This window comes from Oceanobacillus sp. M65, from assembly GCF_052246275.1.
GTDB lineage: Bacteria > Bacillota > Bacilli > Bacillales > Amphibacillaceae > Oceanobacillus_B > Oceanobacillus_B jordanicus.
This window is the reverse complement of record NZ_JBQQCJ010000001.1, coordinates 399,259-420,790: the sequence shown is the minus strand read 5'-3', so window position 1 is coordinate 420,790 and position 21,532 is coordinate 399,259. Positions and strand designations below refer to the sequence as shown.

18 protein-coding genes are annotated in these 21,532 nt (G+C 41.0%); 3 read left to right on the top strand and 15 right to left on the bottom strand.

The genetic code is table 11. From position 1 onward, the window contains the following. A complete protein-coding gene (locus tag ACTWPF_RS02065; RefSeq protein WP_443148150.1) occupies positions 1-1,128 on the top strand; it encodes a M14 family metallopeptidase in 1,128 nt (375 codons plus the stop codon). Positions 1,129-1,259: 131 nt separating this feature from the next. On the opposite strand, the gene ACTWPF_RS02060 is transcribed toward ACTWPF_RS02065, so the two are convergent. Next, positions 1,260-2,519 carry a cytochrome P450 gene (locus tag ACTWPF_RS02060; RefSeq protein WP_443148149.1) on the bottom strand — a complete coding sequence of 420 codons (1,260 nt, stop codon included), beginning with the start codon at positions 2,517-2,519 and terminating at the stop codon, positions 1,260-1,262. 620 nt (positions 2,520-3,139) lie between these two features. Further along, positions 3,140-3,742, bottom strand: a complete 603-nt coding sequence (wrbA, locus tag ACTWPF_RS02055) for an NAD(P)H:quinone oxidoreductase (RefSeq protein WP_036577714.1) — start codon at positions 3,740-3,742, stop codon at positions 3,140-3,142. 319 nt (positions 3,743-4,061) lie between these two features. Between wrbA and htpX the strand changes: the two genes are divergently transcribed. Then, positions 4,062-4,937, top strand: a complete 876-nt coding sequence (htpX, locus tag ACTWPF_RS02050; RefSeq protein WP_443148148.1) for a protease HtpX — start codon at positions 4,062-4,064, stop codon at positions 4,935-4,937. A 160-nt stretch (positions 4,938-5,097) separates the two neighbouring features. Here htpX and ACTWPF_RS02045 read toward each other — a convergent pair whose 3' ends face one another. The 10 genes from ACTWPF_RS02045 to ACTWPF_RS02000 form a co-directional block, all read right to left on the bottom strand. Further along, positions 5,098-5,694 carry a response regulator transcription factor gene (locus tag ACTWPF_RS02045; RefSeq protein ID WP_161464700.1) on the bottom strand — a complete coding sequence of 199 codons (597 nt, stop codon included), beginning with the start codon at positions 5,692-5,694 and terminating at the stop codon, positions 5,098-5,100. Further along, on the bottom strand, positions 5,691-6,827 hold the full coding sequence (locus tag ACTWPF_RS02040; RefSeq protein ID WP_443148147.1) for a sensor histidine kinase: 1,137 nt from the start codon (positions 6,825-6,827) through the stop codon (positions 5,691-5,693). Before ACTWPF_RS02040 ends, ACTWPF_RS02045 begins: the two co-directional genes overlap by 4 nt. A gap of 94 nt (positions 6,828-6,921) precedes the next feature. Continuing rightward, positions 6,922-7,974, bottom strand: a complete 1,053-nt coding sequence (locus tag ACTWPF_RS02035; RefSeq protein WP_443148146.1) for a fatty acid desaturase — start codon at positions 7,972-7,974, stop codon at positions 6,922-6,924. A 114-nt stretch (positions 7,975-8,088) separates the two neighbouring features. Further along, positions 8,089-9,309, bottom strand: a complete 1,221-nt coding sequence (locus ACTWPF_RS02030) for an MFS transporter (protein ID WP_106898171.1) — start codon at positions 9,307-9,309, stop codon at positions 8,089-8,091. A 33-nt stretch (positions 9,310-9,342) separates the two neighbouring features. Continuing rightward, positions 9,343-10,389 (bottom strand): ArsR family transcriptional regulator, encoded by a 1,047-nt coding sequence (locus tag ACTWPF_RS02025; protein ID WP_161464622.1) that lies wholly within the window; start codon positions 10,387-10,389, stop codon positions 9,343-9,345. Positions 10,390-10,515: 126 nt separating this feature from the next. After that, positions 10,516-11,046, bottom strand: coding sequence for a D-glycero-alpha-D-manno-heptose-1,7-bisphosphate 7-phosphatase (locus tag ACTWPF_RS02020; RefSeq protein WP_443148145.1), 531 nt, complete (start codon positions 11,044-11,046; stop codon positions 10,516-10,518). Positions 11,047-11,225: 179 nt separating this feature from the next. Beyond that, a complete protein-coding gene (locus ACTWPF_RS02015) occupies positions 11,226-13,151 on the bottom strand; it encodes an ATP-dependent DNA helicase (RefSeq protein ID WP_443148144.1) in 1,926 nt (641 codons plus the stop codon). A 151-nt stretch (positions 13,152-13,302) separates the two neighbouring features. Next, positions 13,303-14,169: a peptidylprolyl isomerase gene (locus ACTWPF_RS02010; protein WP_443148143.1), complete on the bottom strand. Its 867-nt coding sequence runs from the start codon at positions 14,167-14,169 to the stop codon at positions 13,303-13,305. Between the two features lie 18 nt (positions 14,170-14,187). Continuing rightward, the gene (locus ACTWPF_RS02005) at positions 14,188-15,414 is read right to left on the bottom strand and encodes a S1C family serine protease (protein WP_443148142.1); all 1,227 of its coding nucleotides are present in this window, start codon (positions 15,412-15,414) and stop codon (positions 14,188-14,190) included. A gap of 222 nt (positions 15,415-15,636) precedes the next feature. Beyond that, the gene (locus ACTWPF_RS02000; RefSeq protein WP_106898177.1) at positions 15,637-16,125 is read right to left on the bottom strand and encodes a PaaI family thioesterase; all 489 of its coding nucleotides are present in this window, start codon (positions 16,123-16,125) and stop codon (positions 15,637-15,639) included. Between the two features lie 141 nt (positions 16,126-16,266). Between ACTWPF_RS02000 and ACTWPF_RS01995 the strand changes: the two genes are divergently transcribed. Then, positions 16,267-17,328 (top strand): NAD(P)/FAD-dependent oxidoreductase, encoded by a 1,062-nt coding sequence (locus ACTWPF_RS01995; protein ID WP_106898178.1) that lies wholly within the window; start codon positions 16,267-16,269, stop codon positions 17,326-17,328. Positions 17,329-17,407: 79 nt separating this feature from the next. Here the strand turns inward: ACTWPF_RS01995 and ACTWPF_RS01990 are convergent, their stop codons facing one another. The 3 genes from ACTWPF_RS01990 to ACTWPF_RS01980 all read right to left on the bottom strand — a co-directional run bounded on the left by ACTWPF_RS01990 (position 17,408) and on the right by ACTWPF_RS01980 (position 21,208). Beyond that, on the bottom strand, positions 17,408-18,097 hold the full coding sequence (locus tag ACTWPF_RS01990) for an LrgB family protein (protein ID WP_238017689.1): 690 nt from the start codon (positions 18,095-18,097) through the stop codon (positions 17,408-17,410). Beyond that, positions 18,090-18,461 (bottom strand): CidA/LrgA family protein, encoded by a 372-nt coding sequence (locus ACTWPF_RS01985; RefSeq protein WP_443148141.1) that lies wholly within the window; start codon positions 18,459-18,461, stop codon positions 18,090-18,092. Before ACTWPF_RS01985 ends, ACTWPF_RS01990 begins: the two co-directional genes overlap by 8 nt. 104 nt (positions 18,462-18,565) lie before the next feature. Next, positions 18,566-21,208 carry a cation-translocating P-type ATPase gene (locus tag ACTWPF_RS01980; protein WP_443148844.1) on the bottom strand — a complete coding sequence of 881 codons (2,643 nt, stop codon included), beginning with the start codon at positions 21,206-21,208 and terminating at the stop codon, positions 18,566-18,568. Between the last annotated feature and the right edge of the window lie 324 nt (positions 21,209-21,532).

Below are 21,532 nucleotides of genomic sequence, written 5' to 3'. Positions count from 1 at the left end.
ATGAAAGTGGAATCTTATTTTCAGAAAGATTACGAAACCTCGAGAGCCGTTTTTCGCAGTCACTTAGACAAAGTAAAATCAGTCTGGCCTAATGCTTCTTTAGAAACAGTAACCATCGGAAAAGAAGCAGATGACAACACAATTGACATCATACGCGCAGACGCCACAAGTGAAAAAGACAAGATTGCACTACTTTCATCAGGAGAGCATGGGATCGAAGGATATGCTGGAGCAGCTTGTATCCACATGTTTGTCGAGGAATGTATGGAACACATAGAGCCAGAAACGACTGGCATTTGCCTTGTACATGCAATTAATCCATGGGGTATGCGAAATTTCCGCAGAGTTACCGAAAACAACATTGACCTAAATCGAAATTATATTGATGAAGAAGGACCATTACCTATAGATGTGAATAAAAAGTACGAAAAAGAAAAAGAGCTTTTCCTTCCAAACGGGAAAATTAAGGATATCACGGATGAGCAGAACAGACTATTTAAAAAACTGACGAAGGCTCTTGCTAAAGAAGGCTATGCGAACATGAAGCATGCTAAAAGCATGGGGCAGTATGAGTTTGAACGTGGTGTATATTATGGTGGAAAGGCATTAGAGGAGTCCGCAAAATATGTACGATCTCTACAAATCGATCTGCTTGAACAATATAATCATATCGTCCATATGGATTGGCACACTGCTTTAGGACCAAGTAATGAACTAACAATGGTCGTTCCGCCAGATGAGGAACAAGACCTGGAAGAGATCCAATCACGTTATCCACTAAAAAATATTATGAAGTTTTCGGACAAGAAAGTTGTTGGCGATTCAAATCAACACTTTTATACTTTGCAAAAAAAGAATTACCCTGATACAAAGCTTTTTTCTGCATTATTTGAATTTGGAACATTTGGCGATGACAAAAAAGCTGAACTACGAGAACTTATGACAATTGTTTTAGAGAACCAGCTTTATTGGGAAGGTGCTGAAAAGGAATCCAATAGAAACTATATTTTGAATGAATTCCAAAAAATGTTCTATCCTCAAGACGAGGTTTGGCGATCTGATGTCATTAAGGAAGCGAGAATAGCAGTTAAAGTAGTACTTGGTAAGGAAAAGATACTTTCTTCTTAAGCTGTTCTCTATAAATTGGAAGATGATGCTGTTGCAGTCAGCATCATCTTTTTCTTATATAATGAGCCAAAACAAATGAAAGGGTCCTGGTGGCCAATTGGTTGCTGCTTAGCCTTCAGGATCCTCAAGCCTTACTTAACCCTTATATTTTCCATAATAAAATTGCTTTTTGGGTGTGTTGGAATACGCGTCATACTATATGATAAATCTTGCGGTGGGACTTCATAAGAGAGATCCTGTGTTAAGAAGGTTAAACTCGTTTGCATTAGTTCAATGGTTAACCATTCACCAGCACAACGATGACCCCTATCATAATCTCCCCCACCCTGTGGGATAAAGTCAAAAGGACTTCCTTGCCAGTCTTTAAACCGCTCTGGTTTGAAGCGATTTGGCTCAGACCAAAGTTCTGGACTATGATTTGTTCCGTATATATCCAAGATGACTAAGGTATCTTTTTTAAAATGGTACCCCTGCCAGTCGAAGTCTATCGCTGTTAATGCCCCTGTAAAGGGTGCAAACGGATAGTACCTACGTACTTCTTGCACAAACCACTTAGCGTATTGTCCATCCTCATGTGTTAGTTTTTCTCTCGTTTGAGGAAAATCATAAAGCGCTAACGCCCCAAACGTAACAAACCGGGCAATTGCCACAATCGGCCGTAAAAGGTTCAGAATTTCAACAGCAGCGGTTTGTGTATCAAGTAGATTCCCATCAAGGTCACGATGCCACGCCACAACATATAATGGCTTTGTTTCCTCTACATCCAATTCATCGTTGCGAACGCGTTCTACTATGTCTCTAATCCATTTTTCAGCTCGATCTCTACCCACCCGGCCTTTCCAGTGACGTGGGCCTGTTGCACCAAATGCATCGATCATGTCACTTAGATCTTTAGTGCGTATGGAGAGATCTTTAGCCCACAGTGGTACACCAACCCACTCACAGGCTGTTCGACACATAATCTTTTCTGCCTCCGGGAAAAGTTCAATCGAATCCATCGTTTCCCATTCCGTAGCTGATTGTTGCCATTTTTCTCGGCAAATCGCTGCAATCTTCTTCAGACTTTCCTTGGTCATAAGCGACATAAACAAGTGCTTTCGATGGCGATGAGCTTCCCCATCCATTCCTTGCACACCGCCTACACCAAACAAGCTTTTTTTAATTCGCTTTGGTGCTGCCCCTTGGCGTTTAAAACGTTCATTATCATAAAATAATTCGGCTGCTTGTTTTCCACTAATACAAAGAGCCTTTTGACCGCCCATCATGCGGGTTTGAAATATATCGGAGCGAAATCTTTGGAGTCGATTCGGAACAAAGCGATATCCCTCTCGCAATAATGCCACACTATGGTCCATGCCTTTTTCTGTTGGTATTTGCTTACCTGAATTCACCTATATGACAACTCCTTCGCTTATATTTGCTATTAATTTAAGTTTACCCATGTCTGAATTTCTGAAACAGGGAGAGAAGGTAAATTCATTGAGTGTAGAATTTTCTAAGGTAGTGTAGTTTGAACTTTGGAGTTGATTGGAACGCTTCTATGAGCGATTGAGCCGTTCGTGTGGTTGATTGGAGTGCTCCTACGATCGATTGAGCCGTTCGTGTGGTTGATTGAAGTGCTCCTACGATCGATTGAGCCGTTCGTGTGGTTGATTGGAGTGCTCCTACGATCGATTGAGCCGTTCGTGTGGTTGATTGGAGCTCTCCTATGATCGATTGAGCCGCTCGTGTAGTTGATTGAAGTGCTCCTACGATCGATTGAGCCGCTCTTGTAGTTGATTGGAACTCTCTTATTATCGATTGAGCCGCTCGTGTGGTTGATTGGAACACTCTTATGATTGATTGAGGCGCTTGGGTGATTGATTGGAACTCCCCTATGATCGATTGAGCCGCTCGTGTGGTTGATTGAAACGCTCGTATGATCTGGGATCAGCTACCGACTAAAAAACGCTTTATATAAAAAAGAAAAGGACTGATGTCACCATCAGTCCTATCAAAATTCATCTCTATATTAACCGTTTAGTTTTGCAGCAACCTCAACGGTACGTTTTACTTGGTGCTTCACTGCTGGTTCAACGTTCTCAACCATTTTCCCATCCTGTCCTTGCGTTACGCTTGTTCCGTATGGGTTTCCACCTGCAGGGGCAATCGACTCATCTGTATAGCCAGGTGCTACGATAATTGCACCCCAGTGCATCATTGTAGTATAGAAGGAAAGTGCTGTTGCCTCTTGTCCACCATGTGCATTTGACGCAGAAACCATGACACTGACAGCTTTGTTAACTGTTTTCCCAGTAGCCCAAAGACCACCTTGAGAATCAATATATTGTTTCATTTGGGATGGAACATTACCAAAACGTGTCGGCATGCTAAAGATAATTGCATCTGCCCACTCAATATCATCAGAAGTTGCTTCTGGTACATCTTTTGTCGCTTCATAATGCTCTTTCCATGCAGGATTTGAAGCAATTGCAGCTTCAGGAGCTAATTCAGGTGCTTTTACTACACGTACATCTGCGCCAGCTTCCTTTCCTGCTTCCTCTGCCCATTTTGCCATTTGATAGTTCGTTCCTGTAGAACTATAATAAATTACTGCTAATTTTACGTTTGCCATTGTTCGATCTCCTTCTGCCTTTTAAATTATGTTAGTTGTAATGTACCCAGCCTATATTTTTCACTTGCCATCACAATTTATGCAAGGCAAACTATATCATAATAAACTGCTTACTTTACGTCACTATCGTAATAGAGAAAGAAAGTGAAGTCAAATAACAAGCTTATAATAAGTAAGTATTATGACCAAAGCACTACAAATTCTTAGGTTATTTGTTGATAACTCCCCTATCAAACGATATAATGGAACTATGTGAAGGCTTCACAAATTCACTGCAAACATTGTAAAAATCTCAAAATCTATTATAAAGGGTGAGGACGTGGGTAAGCGAATTTTTTACTTTTTACTAACGAATGTTTTAGTACTAGCAACCATTTCAATTATTTTCATGCTAATACCTGGCGCGTGGAACTATATTGGACCAGATGGCACCATTCAATTTGGCACTTTACTTATTTTTAGTGCTGTTATCGGTTTTACTGGCTCGTTTATTTCACTAGCTATGTCAAGATGGATGGCAAAGAAAATGATGGGGGTTCGTGTCCTTGATCCAAGTGGCGCCTTATCTCAGTCTGAGCGGGAGGTTGTCGAAAAGGTACACCGACTTTCACGCACAGCCGGACTAATGCACATGCCAGAGGTAGGAATTTATGATTCACGCGAGGTAAATGCTTTTGCTACAGGGCCTTCTAAAAAGCGTTCCCTAGTTGCCGTTTCAACAGGATTACTTCACGAAATGGACGACGATGCAATAGAAGGCGTTATCGCGCATGAAGTGGCTCACGTTGCGAATGGAGATATGGTAACGATGACGCTATTACAAGGGATCGTCAACACCTTTGTTGTATTCCTTGCACGAATTGCTGCATTTGCTGTTACACGATTTGTCAAGGAAGAACTTGCACCAATTGTCCACTTCCTTGCGATTATCTTTTTCCAAATTATTTTCTCAATACTTGGAAGCTTGGTTGTTTATGCCTACTCACGTCACCGCGAATACCATGCAGATCGTGGGGGCGCAGACCTAGCTGGTAAAGATAAAATGAAGCACGCACTCGAATCATTAAAAGCATATGCTAACCGTGTACGCGGTGATGATACTTCTGTTTCTACATTAAAGATTAATGGAAAACGTAAATCAAGTATCTTCTCCACCCATCCAGATCTTAATGAACGGATCCGCCGCTTATCTTAATTTTAGATAAATTAGCATTCGTCCTTAAGTGAATGTGATGTTTTTCTTATAATCGAAGCAACTTAGCTTTGCTTACAGCTATAATTTCATAAAAATACAAAAAGCCATCTCTTTCTAAAGAGATGGCTTTTTTGGCTTTAGAGATCCTTTATCTACAATACTAGAACCAGCCCTGCTCCTTGAATTTAGAGATCGCTTCTATCCTATTGCTGACCCCTAGCTTATCTAAAATGACCGACACGTAGTTTCGTACTGTACCTGTGGTAAGATACAGTTCCTTGGCTATCTCTTTCGTCGTCTTTCCATCAGCAATGAGTTTAATCACCTGTTCTTCTCTATCTGTTAAAGGACTTTCCTCGCGATACGCCATATCAATTAATTCTGGCGCATATACTCGTCTGCCATCCATAATAGTCCGTACTGCATCTGCTAGCTCCTCACTAGGACTATCTTTTAATAAGTAGCCACTCACATTAGCAGCACGTGCCCGCTGAAAGTATCCACTACGTGCAAAGGTCGTTAGGATAATGACATGACAGGATTCGTCTTTCAGCTGTTCTGCTGCATCAAGACCACTTTTTACAGGCATCTCGATGTCCATAATGCAAATTTCCGGCTGAAGGCTTTTCACCATTTTGACTGCCTCTTCCCCATTCTTAGCTTTCCCGATCACTTCCATATCCTCTTCCAAATTAAGCAAGGAACCTAGCGCACCGAGCAGCATACCTTGATCTTCTGCAATGACAATTCGTATCATTCAAGTCCTTCCTTTCCCTTTTGCTGAATCACCTTAGGAACCTTTATCGTGAGGGTTGTGCCATTTGCTGTGTCGATAGACAGATTCCCATTTACAAAATCCAGCCTCTCCCTTATACCCTGAAGGCCGTTTCCTCTTTGGATCTCACTGTTTTCTATTGATCCTACCCCATTATCCTGGATAATGAGGACCTGCTCGCTTGCGGTATTGCTAATTTTAACCTGGCATACTGTCGCTTTACTATGTTTTACCACGTTGGTAACAGCTTCCTTCAAACACATTCCAAGCACATTTTCGACTAAAAGAGGCAACTCATTAGTTGAGTCTTCTCTATTGAATTGAAAAGAAATACCCGCAGCCTCCAGAATGTGTCGTGCATGAATGACCTCATCCTTAAGTTTTGCGTTTTTCATATCTGATACCATTTCTCTAACTTCTTTGAGGGCCATACGTGCCGTTTGGTTAATATCCTCGACTTCTTTTTTGGCTGTTTCTGGATCGCGCTCTATAATTTTGCCTGCCAGGTCACTTTTCAACCCGATAAGGGAAAGCTTTTGGCCAAGTGTATCATGAAGGTCTCTAGCGATCCGCTGCCGCTCTTCGATTACCATCAATCTGGATATCTTCTTATTTGCATCCTCCAACTTCCTCTCGAGTCGTTCCCGTTTGTTCCGACTATTTAGCGTGAGGGGAAGAAGGATTACACCGACGATACTAACTACAATAAAAGGAGTTTGTGCAATAAATTGCGGGCTTTGCATAAGAAAACCAACACTGACCGCCGAAACGGTTGTAACAAAGTTAACAATGTAGAGAACGAGAAAACCTGCTTTATTTTCTATATTACCTATGTAAAATGCCAGGAATAGCGAGAAATAGACATAGCCGAAATAGAGAATCATACCTATACTAATCGCCATTTCTATAGAAACAGAAACATACACTGTCCAACCCTTTTTAATAAAGGAAAGGCGATAGGTTGCGAAAAAGAGCAGAATCATCACAATTCCTAGCAATGTTTCCACAAGAGAGGTCGATCGGAAAATAAAATAAAAAGGAAGCAAACAAAAAACAAGCCATGCAAACGCACTAAGCCCTGTATTCTTCGGGAAAATATGATACCAATTTTGCATGGATGACACCTCTTTACCTTTGCTGTTTTCTCTATACTATACCAAAAGAAGGCAAATCAAAACCCTTCAAGACATCTTGAAGGGTTTTGTATGATTACTCTTCCTGAAAGCTTGTCTTACCTGCGTGTAACTTCAGGTTAGTCTTTTGGTTTTTCAATAACGCCTTCACTTCTCTAAAGCTAACGAACGTTCGACTCGCCTCGTCATATAAACGAAAACGAATTGACTGCAAGCTAGTCTTCAGTGTTATCGTCGTCGCATTTTGAAGCGGTGGTGTGGATTCGTGGGCTTCTTCTAATCGGTAATTCGGTACTCTCGGGCTAAGATGGTGAACATGATGATATCCAATGTTACCAGTTAACCATTGCATAACTTTTGGCAATTTATAATAGGAGCTTCCATCTACGGCAGCTTTTACATAATCCCATTCTGCTTCATTTTCAAAGTAGGAATCCTCAAACTGATGCTGTACATAGAACAGCCAAATTCCGAGAGAGCCCGAAATAAACAGGATAGGCAGCTGGATAATCAAGAATGCCTGCCAGCCAATCGCCCAGATTAACAATGCATATATCAACACGATTGAAGCATTTATTAAATACGTATTCATTTTTTCTTTTTTCCTTGCACCTTTTCGGTTAAAGCGATTGGCGATTAGGAACAAGTAAATCGGTCCTAAACCGAACATAACGAACGGATTACGATATAAGCGGTATGCGAGTCTTCCCCAAAATGAGGCTGCTTTGTATTCTTCCACTGTCATAACCCATACATCACCTGTGCCGCGTTTGTCCAAGTTACTGCTTGTAGCATGATGGATGGCATGGTCTCTTTTCCATTTTTCAAAGGCAAACAAGGTAATGATACCTGTGATAGTGCCGACTATTCGGTTTGCTTTACTCCCCTGGAAGAATGAACCATGGGTACAATCGTGGAAAATGATAAAGATTCGAATGACAAATCCTGATGCAACAACAGCTAATGCTAGTGTAAGCCACACGGATACAGCTAGACTCTGATAGGCAAGAAACCATAACAAGAAGAAAGGAAGTACCGTGTTTAGAAGTTGTATAATACTAGCCCTACGATCTGAACCTGCAAAAGTTTTCACACTGTTTCTTAATTGAGCCTGTTTTTGTTTACTCATACATATCCTCCTACGTTTAGATGACGATCTATCTCTTATATATAGGATATAAAAATTAGCGAGATTTTATAAGTCATAAACGTCAAGAAGCATATATGACAGTTGTCATGTTTTTCAGGATATATTGCTTTCCTTTTCTAAGTTTGGTTGATTTAAAAATGCAAATTGGGGTAGCAGCATTCCTAGGAGGGCTGCTACACATATTATTCCGCCGATTAATATATACAACGGCCTTATCCCCCATAATGTACTGCCTACACCTCCTAAAAGCACACCGAGGGGCATCGCTCCCCTAATAATGAGTAATCGCACAGAAAACACCTTCCCCATTAAACGCTTTGGAACTAGCTTCTGGCACAGCGTTAGATTATGTACATTGAAAACGGCCATGGCTATCCCGCCCATCACCTCTGTTGTAACTGCAAGGAGATAAGAGGTGGAGAAACCCAGAATAATAAAGGTTGCTCCTCCAGTTGTTAAAGCCCCAAGCATGATTTGTCTTCGAGTTCCTTTTTTAATCTTTCCTACCAGAATAGAACCGAGCACATACCCCAGTGGGAAACCCGCCATGAAATATCCATATTCCGCAGTATTTCCATTCAGTTCATTCGTAATATAAGGAAGGTTTATTACCATCGTCACTCCTACTCCAAATTGCACAAATGCAAGGAAAACACCAAGCCAGACAATAATTTTTTGCTTAAAGAAGTATTGTAGCCCCTCGGTGAATTGCTGTAACCATGTACTACGGGCAGGATGATGTACCCTTTTTTCATGAATCGGTAAAAGTAAAAAACCACTAACAACGAGAAAGGTCCAAACAAATAGCATTGTGGACTGTATTCCTATGTACTCTATAACAACCCCTGCTGTAACAGGGGCTATAAACATCATAAGACGGTTTGTCCCATCCACATATCCATTGGCAGTAGCTAACTGTTCCTTTGGGATGATAGATGGCAAAATTGCCTGGTTCGCTGGGATATATAGTGGTGTAATGAGGCCAACAGCCAATTGCACAGCATATATGTGCCAAACTTGAAGCATATCTGTTATGAAGAGAAGGAAAAGCAAAGCAAATAAGAAACCTCGACTCCATAAAGCGATAACCATAATCCACTTTCTGCTCCATCGATCAATATAAGGCCCAATAAATAGTTGTAATACAAGGGATGGCAGAAAATAAAGCAGCCACATGCTCCCTAAGGCCATCGTGGAACCTGTCAATGTAAAAATAAGTAGACTGTTGCAAAACGTGCCAAATGATCCTCCCAATTCCGAAATGGCATTTCCCAGCCAGATTCTTGTAAATGCTTTATTTCTTAATACATTCATCTAATTGCCAGCCCTTCATTTACGACTACCTGTTTAATCTTGGTGAATGTATAATTCCAGTTCCTCTGAGAGAGAGAAAAGCGCATGTTGTTTCAGGACATAACATGAGTTCTTTACCTCTACCAATTTAGCAGAGCGAAGTATTTTAAGATGGTGATGAATAGTTGATTTTCCAAGCTTCAATAAACCTGTTAATTCATTTAAGCTACGACTCTTTTCAAATAAAAGCTTTACCATGCGCAACCTCATTTCATCTCCTAAAGCCTTATGCCTCAGTACGAGAAAATCATTTGGCATATATGGATCCTCAGGAGCGATGCTCTCATTTGCCACTGGGTAATAAAACACTTTTGTACCCTCTAAATCGGCTACAATGCTCCACGGCCTATAAATCATATGTGGGATTAAAAGCACACGATGGACTCCAGGTTCTGCTGCATAGTTAATTCCAGAGGTAGCCCAGGATACCAATGCTTCTGATGGCATTTTCTCTTTTGCTAACCATTTAGCTTCTATATCGGTATGAAGGATTTTCTGCACATTTTCTTTATCGGGAGCTATAATGGCGTCATACCATCCGGTCATCACTGCTACCAAATGACGTTTCAGATCTTCCACAGCTACTTTACAAATATATTCAATATAACGAGGAAAGAACGGATTTTCCTCTGTCTTCGTTTGTAGTTGCTCCATTGCTTCCTGGTTTCCATCGGCAGCATCTCTCCTTATCTCTTGTTCCTCAACCCCCACAAAAGGAATACATATATAGCGGAATTCCTTTCCATCTAGGCTATGGACAAAAGCTGCAAAATCCTCTAGATCTAAAAAATCTCTTTGATGTAGCACCTGTAGCAAAGCCTTCCATGTGTTGTGCTTCTCCACCAATCCTAACTGCTGCCTCATTTCCTCAGAAAAGGAATCTCTAACCGTTCTCCAGTACTGCATCGGTTTTTCCAAGGAATCCAGTAAGGGTGTATTTGTTACAGCAGCTATACCAAGTGCACATTCCCACAGTAAAGAGCATTTTACATCGATTTGATAGGTTTTTCTTTTCAGACTCGTTGCATTTATTAAATCCATCTCATACCTACCTCCTTCCCACATTCTATATTATTAGAATTTATTGTCCAATATTTTTAGAATAATTTACTTTCATAAAAAAACCTGCTCCACAAAAGCAGGTTTACATGTTCTACGTTTTAGTTATTAAAGCGAATCAGTTATATGCTTTGCCGCTTCCAACAAATTCTCAAATACCAAATCTGCCTTTACCTTCTCTTTATCCCGCGTGCCGACAAGTATCGTTTTCGTTCCAGCCTCCCTACCAGCAATAATATCTGGCTCGCGGTCCCCAATCATGTAGCTCTTATCCAAAGCGATATCCCATTTTCTTGCCAAATCATGAATCATCTGAGGCTTTGGTTTTCTGCAAGGGCAATTTTCATGTGGTTTATGTGGACAGTACGCAATCTCGTCGATATGTGCATCATAATATCGCAATTCTTCCTTCATATGGTCATGCACGTTATCCAGCATTTTTTCATCCATAAATCCGAGCCCAATGCCGCCTTGATTGGTCACAACAAAAACTTTGTAACCAGCTTCTTGAAGCAGATGTACCCCTTCACCTGCTCCCTCCAGCAAATAAAAGTCCTCTGGCGTGTTCACAAATTTCACTCTATCTGTTAAAACTTCATTGATTACACCATCACGATCTAAAAATACAGCCTTATTCATTTGAAAAACGCACTCCTTTCACCCTATAGTTTTGTCTTAAGCATGGTATACATACAAGCAATTGAATAGAGCGGCATTTAACTATCAACTCAACAGCAGGGGCGTTTCACTTTATGCCCACATAAAAAACTCCTCATAAAAAAGCCACGCGTAAATGCGTGACTTTAATCTAAATCATTCTATGTGATCTTTACAGGCAATACTTTTTGAATCTCCGCGAAGTATTTCTGCTTATCTTCCTCTGTCATCCAGATATGAATAGTCCCATGGTCGTTGCTTGTCCGAATTAATCGTCCAATACCTTGGCGTAAGCGAAGCAACATATAAGGCACATCTACATCTGCCTCTGGATTGGCCACATGCTTCCGTTTCGCCTGAAAAACAGGGTCTTTTGGTGGAAACGGCAGGGATGCAATAATGACTTGGGTCAGTGCTTCCCCTGGAACGTCCAGTCCTTCCCAAAGATGGTAGGCACAAAGTACAGCTGAATCATCGAGTTGGAAGCTTTTGACTGTCTCACTAATCTCTCTGTCCCCTTCATACAACACAGGGAAGTCCCATTGCTGTTCGTCTGCCCATTTGCGAAATGCCTTCATCTCCTGAGCCGTTGCAAACAGCACCAAGGTTTTCCCATTATTCTCTTTGATGTCCTTATGAATCGATTCAGATTTCTCCAGTATATCTACCTCGACATGGCTAGACAGTTGCATTTTTTCTTCATAATCAAATGGCGAATTAACGGAGAAGGAATCGTAGGACGTGATACCAAGGCTGTCTGCTAGATATGTGAAGTCTTTTCCCTGTGCCAATGTAGCAGAAGAGAATACGAACGGAATGTCCTGGGAGAACACTTCTTTCCTTAGAACTTCCTCCACTAGTCTCGGCATGATGACGAGACTTGTCTCGCTATCTGTTTTCTCCAGCCAGTAAATGCCTTCATCATCTCGCATTAGGATGGATAATCCATAAGAGAAAAACTCTAAATATTCTTCAATGATTTTAATGTGGTAATCATCGATGGTAAAGAGCTCAGCGTCAAAGACAAGCTGCTCCAGTAATTCCTGTACGTTATGATGAAGCTTTTCAGCAAGTTCTTTTAACTTACTATTGAAGGTTATCTCATGACGTTCTGACCCTTCAACAGCTACCGCGCTCTCTTCCAGTAAATCAAACCAGTCATCATTCATGCCGATTATGTCTTCAATTAAGTAAAGGGACTCTTCCCTTACATCCTGTCCCATATAACCAGTCAGCACCTTACTTAGTGCATGAAAATTAAAGCGATATGTGAGACCTTTCTGTGCAGCAAATTCTAAAAGATGCCCTTCATCAAAAACAACACAGCTTGATTCTGGAAGGAGAGGCATTTGCCCTTCTCGTTTACGTGATTCTTTTGTCCAAATATGTTCCATATAAAAGTCGTGTGAACAAATAATTAAGTCAGTAGCATGACGATAGTATTCTCTGTTCAACGTTTGTCCACTTCGATGACGCCATTCACAGGTCGAGCACTGTTGTAATTTGTCCCACCCAATTTCTTCCCACTTCTCGTTTGGTACCCAAGGGTATTCCTTTCGATCCCCATATCGTTCAAAGGATTGCATGGATGCCCCAGTATCAAATACGAAATCAGGAATCTCATCATGTACCCGGAGAATGTCCTCATCATCCGTTTTATTCGCAATAGGATCAAGCTTTTTCATACAGACATAATTCTCTCTCGCTTTGGCAAGGCGAACATCTATGTTAAGGCCTAGCGCTTCTTCTAACTTTTCAATATCGCCGCCCTTTTTAACGAGCTGTTCAATTAACGTTTCATCTGCACAGGAAATAATCGCTGGCTTTCGTTTGTATCTCGCATAACAGATCGCGTATAGCAAGTACACAAAGGTTTTACCAGTTCCCACACCTGCTTCAGCGAAAATAGTTCGTTTATTCTTAAAAGCCTGTTCCAGTTGGAAGGCCATATATATTTGTTCATCCCGTAGCTCATACCCTTTTTCCGGCAGGATATCATAAAACACATCTCCAACATAATCCCCAAGCCGGTCAAAGAAATTTTCTGTCTTTGAAACAGTAAACGGAAGCGCATTTGGTTTCGTCATGTAATACTCCTCTTTTAACATGGTTTAAAAGAGTAATTATACGTGATTTAACAAGCCCTGTCACTTAGATTGTCTATTGTCTAACTACACTAAAACCGTTAAGCAATAAAATCAGGTTTATGAAGGCAATACTTTAGTTCATTATGCAACCTTATTCCGTTAGTTTGTTTTCTATCTCGTACTCATTCATTTTCTCTTCTAACCAAATACTATACTCTGTATCTGCTTTTGATTCGTATAGCATACTTTCGATTTCGTCCTTCACGTCTTCAAATACAGCTTCTTTTGCTTCCGATTTGTCCGTCACCTTAATTATATGATAGCCATAAGTGGTTTCAACAGGGTCACTAATTTCTCCTACTTCAAGTTGGAATGCAGCTTCTTCAAATGCTTCATCCATGACACCACTTCCAAAAAACCCTAATTCTCCATCTGTCTCAAGCGTCGCTTCATCTGTGGAATACTCTGCAACTAATTCAGCAAAATCTCCCCCGTCATTCAGTTTTTCTAGAACTTCCTTAGCCGTTTCTTCATCTTCAACCAGAATATGGCTTGCCTCTACTTGTTCTTCAGTAGCAAAGTTCGCTTTATTTTCTTCAAAATAGTCCTTCATTTCTTCCTCCGTAACCGTAATACGGGGTTCTAATAATTTATTTGTGGCCAGGTATGTTTCGATATCTTGTTTAACTATCGCCTCGTCTACACCACTCGCTGTTAGTGCTTCTTGAAAAGCTTCTTCACTTCCATAGGAATTAACTAATTCACTGTATTCCTCCTCTAACTCCTCATCCGTGACTTCAATGTCCTCTTTTTCCAATTCCTGCTTAATCATTTCATTTGTAATTAATGTATCTAAGGCACTTTCACCATAATCGGATAAAAGGATACTGTTTAATTCCTCTTCACTAATTTCTTGTCCATTTACTTTGGCAATATAGTCATCTTGACTTAAGGTAACGAAAAGGATGACACCTACCGCCAATACAACTGCTACGATTGATACCCATACTTTCTTCATTCTATCTTCTCCCTCTCTTTACTCATTTGTTGTTTGATTACTTGTTAACGTTATTTCTGCAGTTCTTTGCTCGCCATCATGGTAATAAGTGATGGTTAGCTTGTCACCTACTGTCACTTCTGTATATAAGTAGTTGCGAAACGCAGAAGGATCCGTAATCACTGTTCCATTTAATGCTGTAATAATATCTGCTTTTTCCAATCCGGCTGAAGCCGCTGCCGAATTCTCATCAAGAGAGCCAATAATTACGCCTTCTGTTATGCCTTCAGGAAGACTCTGCAAATAGTACGGCGATACTTCGTCAAGGCTCGCCAACCCAACTCCGACATAAGGACGGACCACTTCTCCATTTGCAGTTAACTCATCAACAATCGTTGTTACCTGATTAACAGGTATCGCAAAGCCAAGCCCCTCTACACCATCCTCCGATACTTTTAAACTATTAATCCCTACTAACTCACCGTTTGCGTTAATTAACGCACCGCCACTATTACCTGGATTAATTGCCGCATCTGTCTGAATCACTTCTATTTCCCATTCACCTGCAGAAGTAGAAACCTCAATGGAACGATTCACAGCACTAACGATTCCTTGTGTTACCGTACCCGATAGATCCAAGCCTAGAGGATTTCCAATGGCATAAACTTGATCGCCAGACCTCAATGCTGAAGAATCACCTAGCTTAACTGGTTCTATATCAAAGTTCCCGGAAATTTTTACAATTGCTATATCTGTTAATGCATCTGTTCCGATTAGTTCACCTGACACTGTCTGCCCATCATATAAACTAACCTCAAGCTCATGAGCATCTTCGATAACATGATTGTTTGTAATAATATATGCTGCGTTTTCGGTCACCTCATAGACCACACCAGAACCCGTCCCACTTTCAACAGATTCCTCGGTAGATTGGCGGCTGAACATGTTACTTTGTTGCTGTGTTTGCAAGTTCACTATGCCTACCACCGCTTCCGATGTCTCTTCGATCACATCTGTAATAGAAGTCGAAGTGGCAGAAACAGTATCTACTTCAATATTCGATACTGTTTCTGATGTCGCGCTCGCAACTTCTTCTGTGGCATTTTCCGTTTGAGTCTGGGTGATGTCCAGATGGGTGGAAAGTGTTAGGGTCAGGACTGATCCTATCACCCCTGCCGATAAAGGCTTTAATAGGTGAATGAAAGGTTTTTTCCACCTCCTTTGTTTCTTGTGGTCAATTTGATCGCTTCTATTTTCTGATTCCATTTCTATTCCTGCTCTCTATTATTTTTTAATTGGTATGTCTCTTACACGTTTTACTATAAGGGAGGTTTATGTCAGGAAAACGTCAAACAAAAAAACTACCAACAATTTTGTCAGTAGTTTTTGTATCTCTTTATAATTTTGAGTTAAGCCAGCAATATGTCATCCATACTATTGAAATATCTGCAAACGGAAATCTCACCTAAACATCCTTTCACTTTTTGATCAATCTTCCGACTCCATAAAGGTTTTAGGCATAATCGCTGCAATAACCTCTCCTTTTGCACAAAGTGTATCTTCTGCATACATTTCCGTACGGACCCGCCACTTCTTAGGGTGTATCTCCTCTACCTTACCGATTGCAGTAAGCGAAACATTCTGTGGGGTTGGCTTAAGATAGTCAATATGAAGAGATGCCGTAACAAACCGTGGAGGTTCTGGCCCTTCACCTGGCTCAAAACCATTTTTCCGATGCAGGGCCATCGCCGCTGAGGCTGTGCCATGGCAATCGATAATAGAAGCGATCAATCCGCCATAGACAAATCCGGGTATGGCCACATGCTCTGCGCGTGGAAGATAGGCCGTTACGGTTTCTTCCCCTTCCCAACGCGTCTTAATTTGTAAGCCTTGTTCGTTTAATTTCCCACAGCCGTAACACCAGGAATATTTTTCATCATAGGTGTCCTGAATAGCTGTACTAATTCGTTCTGCCATGAAAACCCCTCCTTTTTCCGTAGTATAGCATATAGGATATGTCGATTTGTGAAGAATTCAGTCTTATGGTGACATACGCTTACAGATTCGCTAAAATAGAACTATACATATTTATTCTGTACTTAGAGATGGGGTTTTGTTATGAAGCGATTGGTCGTATTAGGTGGAGGATATGGGGGATTAAAAGTAGTTCTCGGATTATTACAGCATCAGTTACCGGAATCTATTGAGATCACCCTAGTGGATAGAAATCCATATCATTCTATTAAAACAGAGTTTTACACGATAGCTGCTGGGACATCTGCAGAGAAGGACGTTCGTTTAAGCTTTCCAGATGATGACCGCGTTCAATATGTTTATGGAGAAATTATGAAGGTTGACACGGAAAAGGAACAGATTTCGTTTAAAGATTCTAGTAAAATCTTATCCTATGATTACTTGGTAATTGGGCTCGGATGTGAAGACAATTATCATGGCATAGAAGGAGCAGAAGAGTTCACTCATAGTGTACAAACGTTTGAAAAGGCTAGAAAAGCAGGGCTTGCGGTTTGTAATTTAAAGGCCTATGGAAAAGTCTCCGTGGTAGGAGCTGGACTTAGTGGGATCGAAGTAGCTTCAGAAATTAGAGAAAGCAGACCAGACTTAAACATTCGCTTGCTTGATCGTGGGGCCTCTGTATTAAAAGCCTTCGATAGTAAAATTCAAGAATATGTTGCAGAATGGTTTGTGAAAAACGAGGTAGACGTCTTGCATCATTCCAACGTGGAATACGTGGAAAAAGATGGGGTTTGTAATAATGGTGTATGTTATGTAAACGATGTAACAATCTGGACAGCAGGTGTACAGCCGAACTACCTTGTAAGAGAACTTCCTTTTAAGAAGGATACACAGGAAAAGGTCATCCTGAATGACTATTATCAGGTGCCAGATCATCCAAACGTCTATGTAGTCGGGGATTGTGCATCGTCTGAATACTCTCCAAGCGCTCAGCTTGCTGGTCAGCAAGGGGAACAAATTGCAGAGGTTTTACTAGCTGTTTTACACGATAAAGAACCGAAAAAACCGAAGGAAATAAAATTAAAAGGGACACTAGGATCATTAGGTAAGTCCGATGGTTTTGGTAACATGATGCAAAAACCGATGACAGGCCTCCTGCCAAGACTGGCGAAGTCCGGTGTTTTATGGTTAAACAAACGACATTAGAAATACTAGTATTTGCTAGACTTTTAGTGAGCATGTATACACAAAACCCAAGCCGATAGTAGACTTGGGTTTTCATAAATTATAATAATAGCGAGATAAGAGCTGGGGAGATAATAGAGACCACCACGGCACTCATTACCATGGCAACTGTACTCACAGATCCTTCTAATTGGCTATCTTCCATCAATGTTGCTGTACCGATAGCATGGGATGCACTGCCCATCCCAACCCCTCTTCCAAGGTAGTGATCCAAACGGAATAACCGAAATACAAGATTATGGATCATGACACCACCAATTCCAGCAAACATTACAAATACTGCTGCCAGTGGAATGATGCCTCCCAGCGTTTCCGTGACCGCCATGGCAACAGGAGTCGTAACCGATTTAGGCGTTAAAGCATAAATAATCGTTTCCTCAAACCCCGCCCATCTTGCCATTAGAACACCTGAGGAAATTCCCACTAAAGCTCCCATTGTTGTGCCAACAATTAAGGGAACTAACAATTTTTTCAGGGTATTTCGTTGATTATATAAGGGGTATGCTAACGCAACAACTGCTGGGCCGAGTAAATGATTGATCCATTCTCCTCCAAGCATATACGTTTCATACGGGATTCGGAATATTAAGAGCACGCAAATAATGAGTACAGTAGAAATGATCACAGGCGCTGTAATGGTAACATTCCACTTTCTATGAACACGTACCGAAAAAACATACGCGATACATGTACCAATAATGGCGGCTATGCCAATCAAAAAATCAATCATGCTCTTCTGCCCTCCGTCGGACCAACCATTGACTAGTCGCCCCTGATATTCCCATGACTAACATCGTACTAATTAAAGCAATTAAAATTAACAATGCACCTTTTCCTGCAAATACATCATAGTATTCTAATATCCCAACGGTGACCGGAATAAAAAAGAGCGCGAGATTATCTACGATAAAACGAGCCCCGTTTTCTATCCATGTAACCTTTATCACTTTCAAAGATAAAAATATAAAAAGCAGGATCATTCCTATTACACTACCAGGCACAAACAGTTGAAACGTTGTTTGAATCAACAACCCCACCTGATAAAACCCAATCAACACAATCGTATGAAGGATTATCTTTCCCAAATTTAACATGATGTCTGACACTCCATTTTTAAGCGAATATAGTTATTATAGCATCAGAAAAGGTGAGCCGTGTATGCAACTGCTCACCTTTTCTATCGCTATTTTTTCTTTTCCTATTTCTGAACAGTGTTGATAACCTTTTTCAGAATCTCCATTAAGATTACCGCTACCAATGATAATCCTGCTGCAATTCCCCACTCCTGAAAACCGAATGTATCTGGGATGGAAAATACATCTCTTGCAAATGGCATAATGGTGACCGTATAAAGAACTAAACATAGTGCTACCGCACCAATCACATACTTGTTACGGAAGAACCCAGCACCAAAAGCAGTTTGCACATTAGAACGTGCAGCAAAGGTTTGCAGGGTTCTGGCCAGAATAAGTGTAGTAAATGCCATCGCAATACCCATTTCATCGGAATGCTGTAGTCCGATATAATGGGAGATGATAACAGCAATCCCAATTAGTATTCCTCTGGTCAACACTGCTCGCATTGTTCCGCCTGAAAAGATTCCTTCTTCAATGTTGCGCGGCTTCCTTTTCATAACATCAGGCTCTGACTTTTCCATCCCAAGTGCAATTGCTGGTAAGGAATCATTCACCAGATTAATAAATAGCAGTTGCAATGCTGTGAATGGGTTTGCCCAATTGAAAATAACAGCAAACAAAATGGCAATGATCGCTCCAAGGTTTCCGGCAAACAAGTAGCCAATAGCTTTCTTGATATTATCGAAAACCGTTCGACCTACGCCCACTGCATTAACAATGGAGACAAAATTGTCGTCCGTTAATATCATTGCTGACGAGTCCTTCGCAACATCTGTTCCGCTTCCCATCGCAATTCCAATATCTGCTTGCTTTAATGCAGGAGCGTCATTTACGCCATCCCCCGTCATCGCTGTAATACTGTTTCGCTTTTGCCAAGCTCGCACGATGCGGATCTTATTCTCTGGAGAGACCCTTGCATAAACAGAAATCTGTTCCAGCTTTTCTTCAAGTTCTGCTTCTGACATAGCATCAAGTTCCTGGCCCGTTACAGCTATATCATCTTGATCCATTAACCCGATATCACGGCCAATTGCTTGTGCGGTTGTTTTGTGGTCACCTGTAATCATGACCGTACGTATCCCGGCCTTTTTTGATTCCTCGATTGATCCATAAACTGCTTCACGAGGCGGGTCCATCATGGCTGTTAATCCAATTAAGACAAAATCCTTTTCATCCTCATGGCCAACTAGTCCTTGATCTTCCTTCAAGCGTTTATACCCATATGCTAAGACGCGGAGTGCCTGTTCAGAAAAGCTTTCATTTGCTTGCTGCAGATCATTAAACAGTTCATCTGTCATTGGCTTTTCATCACCGTCGACAAGTACATAGGCCGCCCGCTCAAACATGACATCTGGCCCGCCCTTAATTAGCATACGTTTTGTGCCATCAATCGTATAAACGGTTGACATGAGTTTGCGGTCAGAATCGAAAGGAAGCTCTTCCTCTCGATCATATGCTTCGCGAATCTCTTCATAGCCCCCATATACTTTATTAGCGAAATGAATTAACGCTGTTTCTGTGGGATCTCCTATCTCCTGTCCTTCCTCATTGATATAGGAGTCATTACACAGCACAGCGGTGTAAAGTAAAAGTTTTTGTGCTTCATCCCATTCTTCCTTATCCTCCGGTAGCTCTGTGTTTTGCTTTCCAGGTAAATAGTGGTCCATCACTGTCATCTTGTTTTGTGTCAATGTACCCGTCTTATCTGTACAGATGACACTTGTAGAACCAAGTGTCTCCACTGCAGGCAATTTACGAATAATGGCATGCTGCCGAGCCATTTTGTTTGTACCAACAGATAGAACAATGGTTACGATGGAAGAAAGAGCTTCTGGTATTGCTGCTACTGCTATGGCAACAGAGAACATAAGCGCATTTAAAATAGCTGTAGTTGTATCTGCATCACTATCACCAAACCAAATTCTACCGACCTGGACAGCAAAAATCAGAATACATAGAAGCAGAATCCCTATTCCAAGTTTTTTACTAAAACGATCCAATTTACGTTGTAACGGTGTCTGTTTTTCCTCCGCGGTTTCGATCATACCAGCAATTTTACCAATTTCCGTCTCTTTTCCTGTCCCCGTGACTACGAAACTTCCACGGCCATATACAATGAGGGAGCTACTAAATACCATGTTTTTCCGATCCCCAAGAGCTACTTCTTCATTAATCGTCCTCGTTTCTTTCTCAACAGCTTCCGACTCCCCAGTCAACATTCCTTCGTCGACTTTTAAAGACCCGCTTTCTAGTACCCTTCCATCTGCAGGAACATAATCCCCTGCCTCAAGAAAAACAAGGTCTCCTGGCACTAGCTCTCGTGCAGGAATGGACTGCTTTGTGCCATCTCGAATCACTTGAGCAACTGGCGCAGACATATTTCGTAAGGCTTCCAAGGATCCTTCTGCCTTTCTTGTCTGCACAACACTAATAACCGAATTGATTAATAGTACGAGGAAGATGATGAGTGATTCAATTACTTCACCTAAGAGCAATTGAATTCCTGCTGCAACTAGAAGGACAATGACCATAGAGTCCTTAAACGTCTCCAGAAACAGTTTCCAAATTGGATCTCTCTCTTTTTCTTCAATTTCGTTATAACCTTTCTCATCTATCAATTGTTTCACATCTGCGCTCGTAAGTCCGTTTTCAGATGTATTAAACTGATCCAGCACATCTTCTGATTTTTTCTGATAATAGTCCATCATATCTTCCTTCCTGCAAATTAGTATTGACGCGTTACCAAAATAAATGACTGTAAGTATACTGAAAATATTTATTAGAAAAACTAGCATTCGCTCGCGCTTTAGCGAATGAGTTTGGTTTTTCTTATACTTGGAATTTCAACGTTTTAACTAATTGTCATTGCTTCCTGGCTGAAATTTCACTTTCAAATGTATAAAAAAAGCGAGACCTTTGCCTATAGTTAGGCAAAGGTCTCGCTGAACAGTTTACTGTCAATAAAGCCGATGGCAAGAGCCATGTAATGACGACTATTATTATGGAAATGGTTAACCATTTCCACCCGC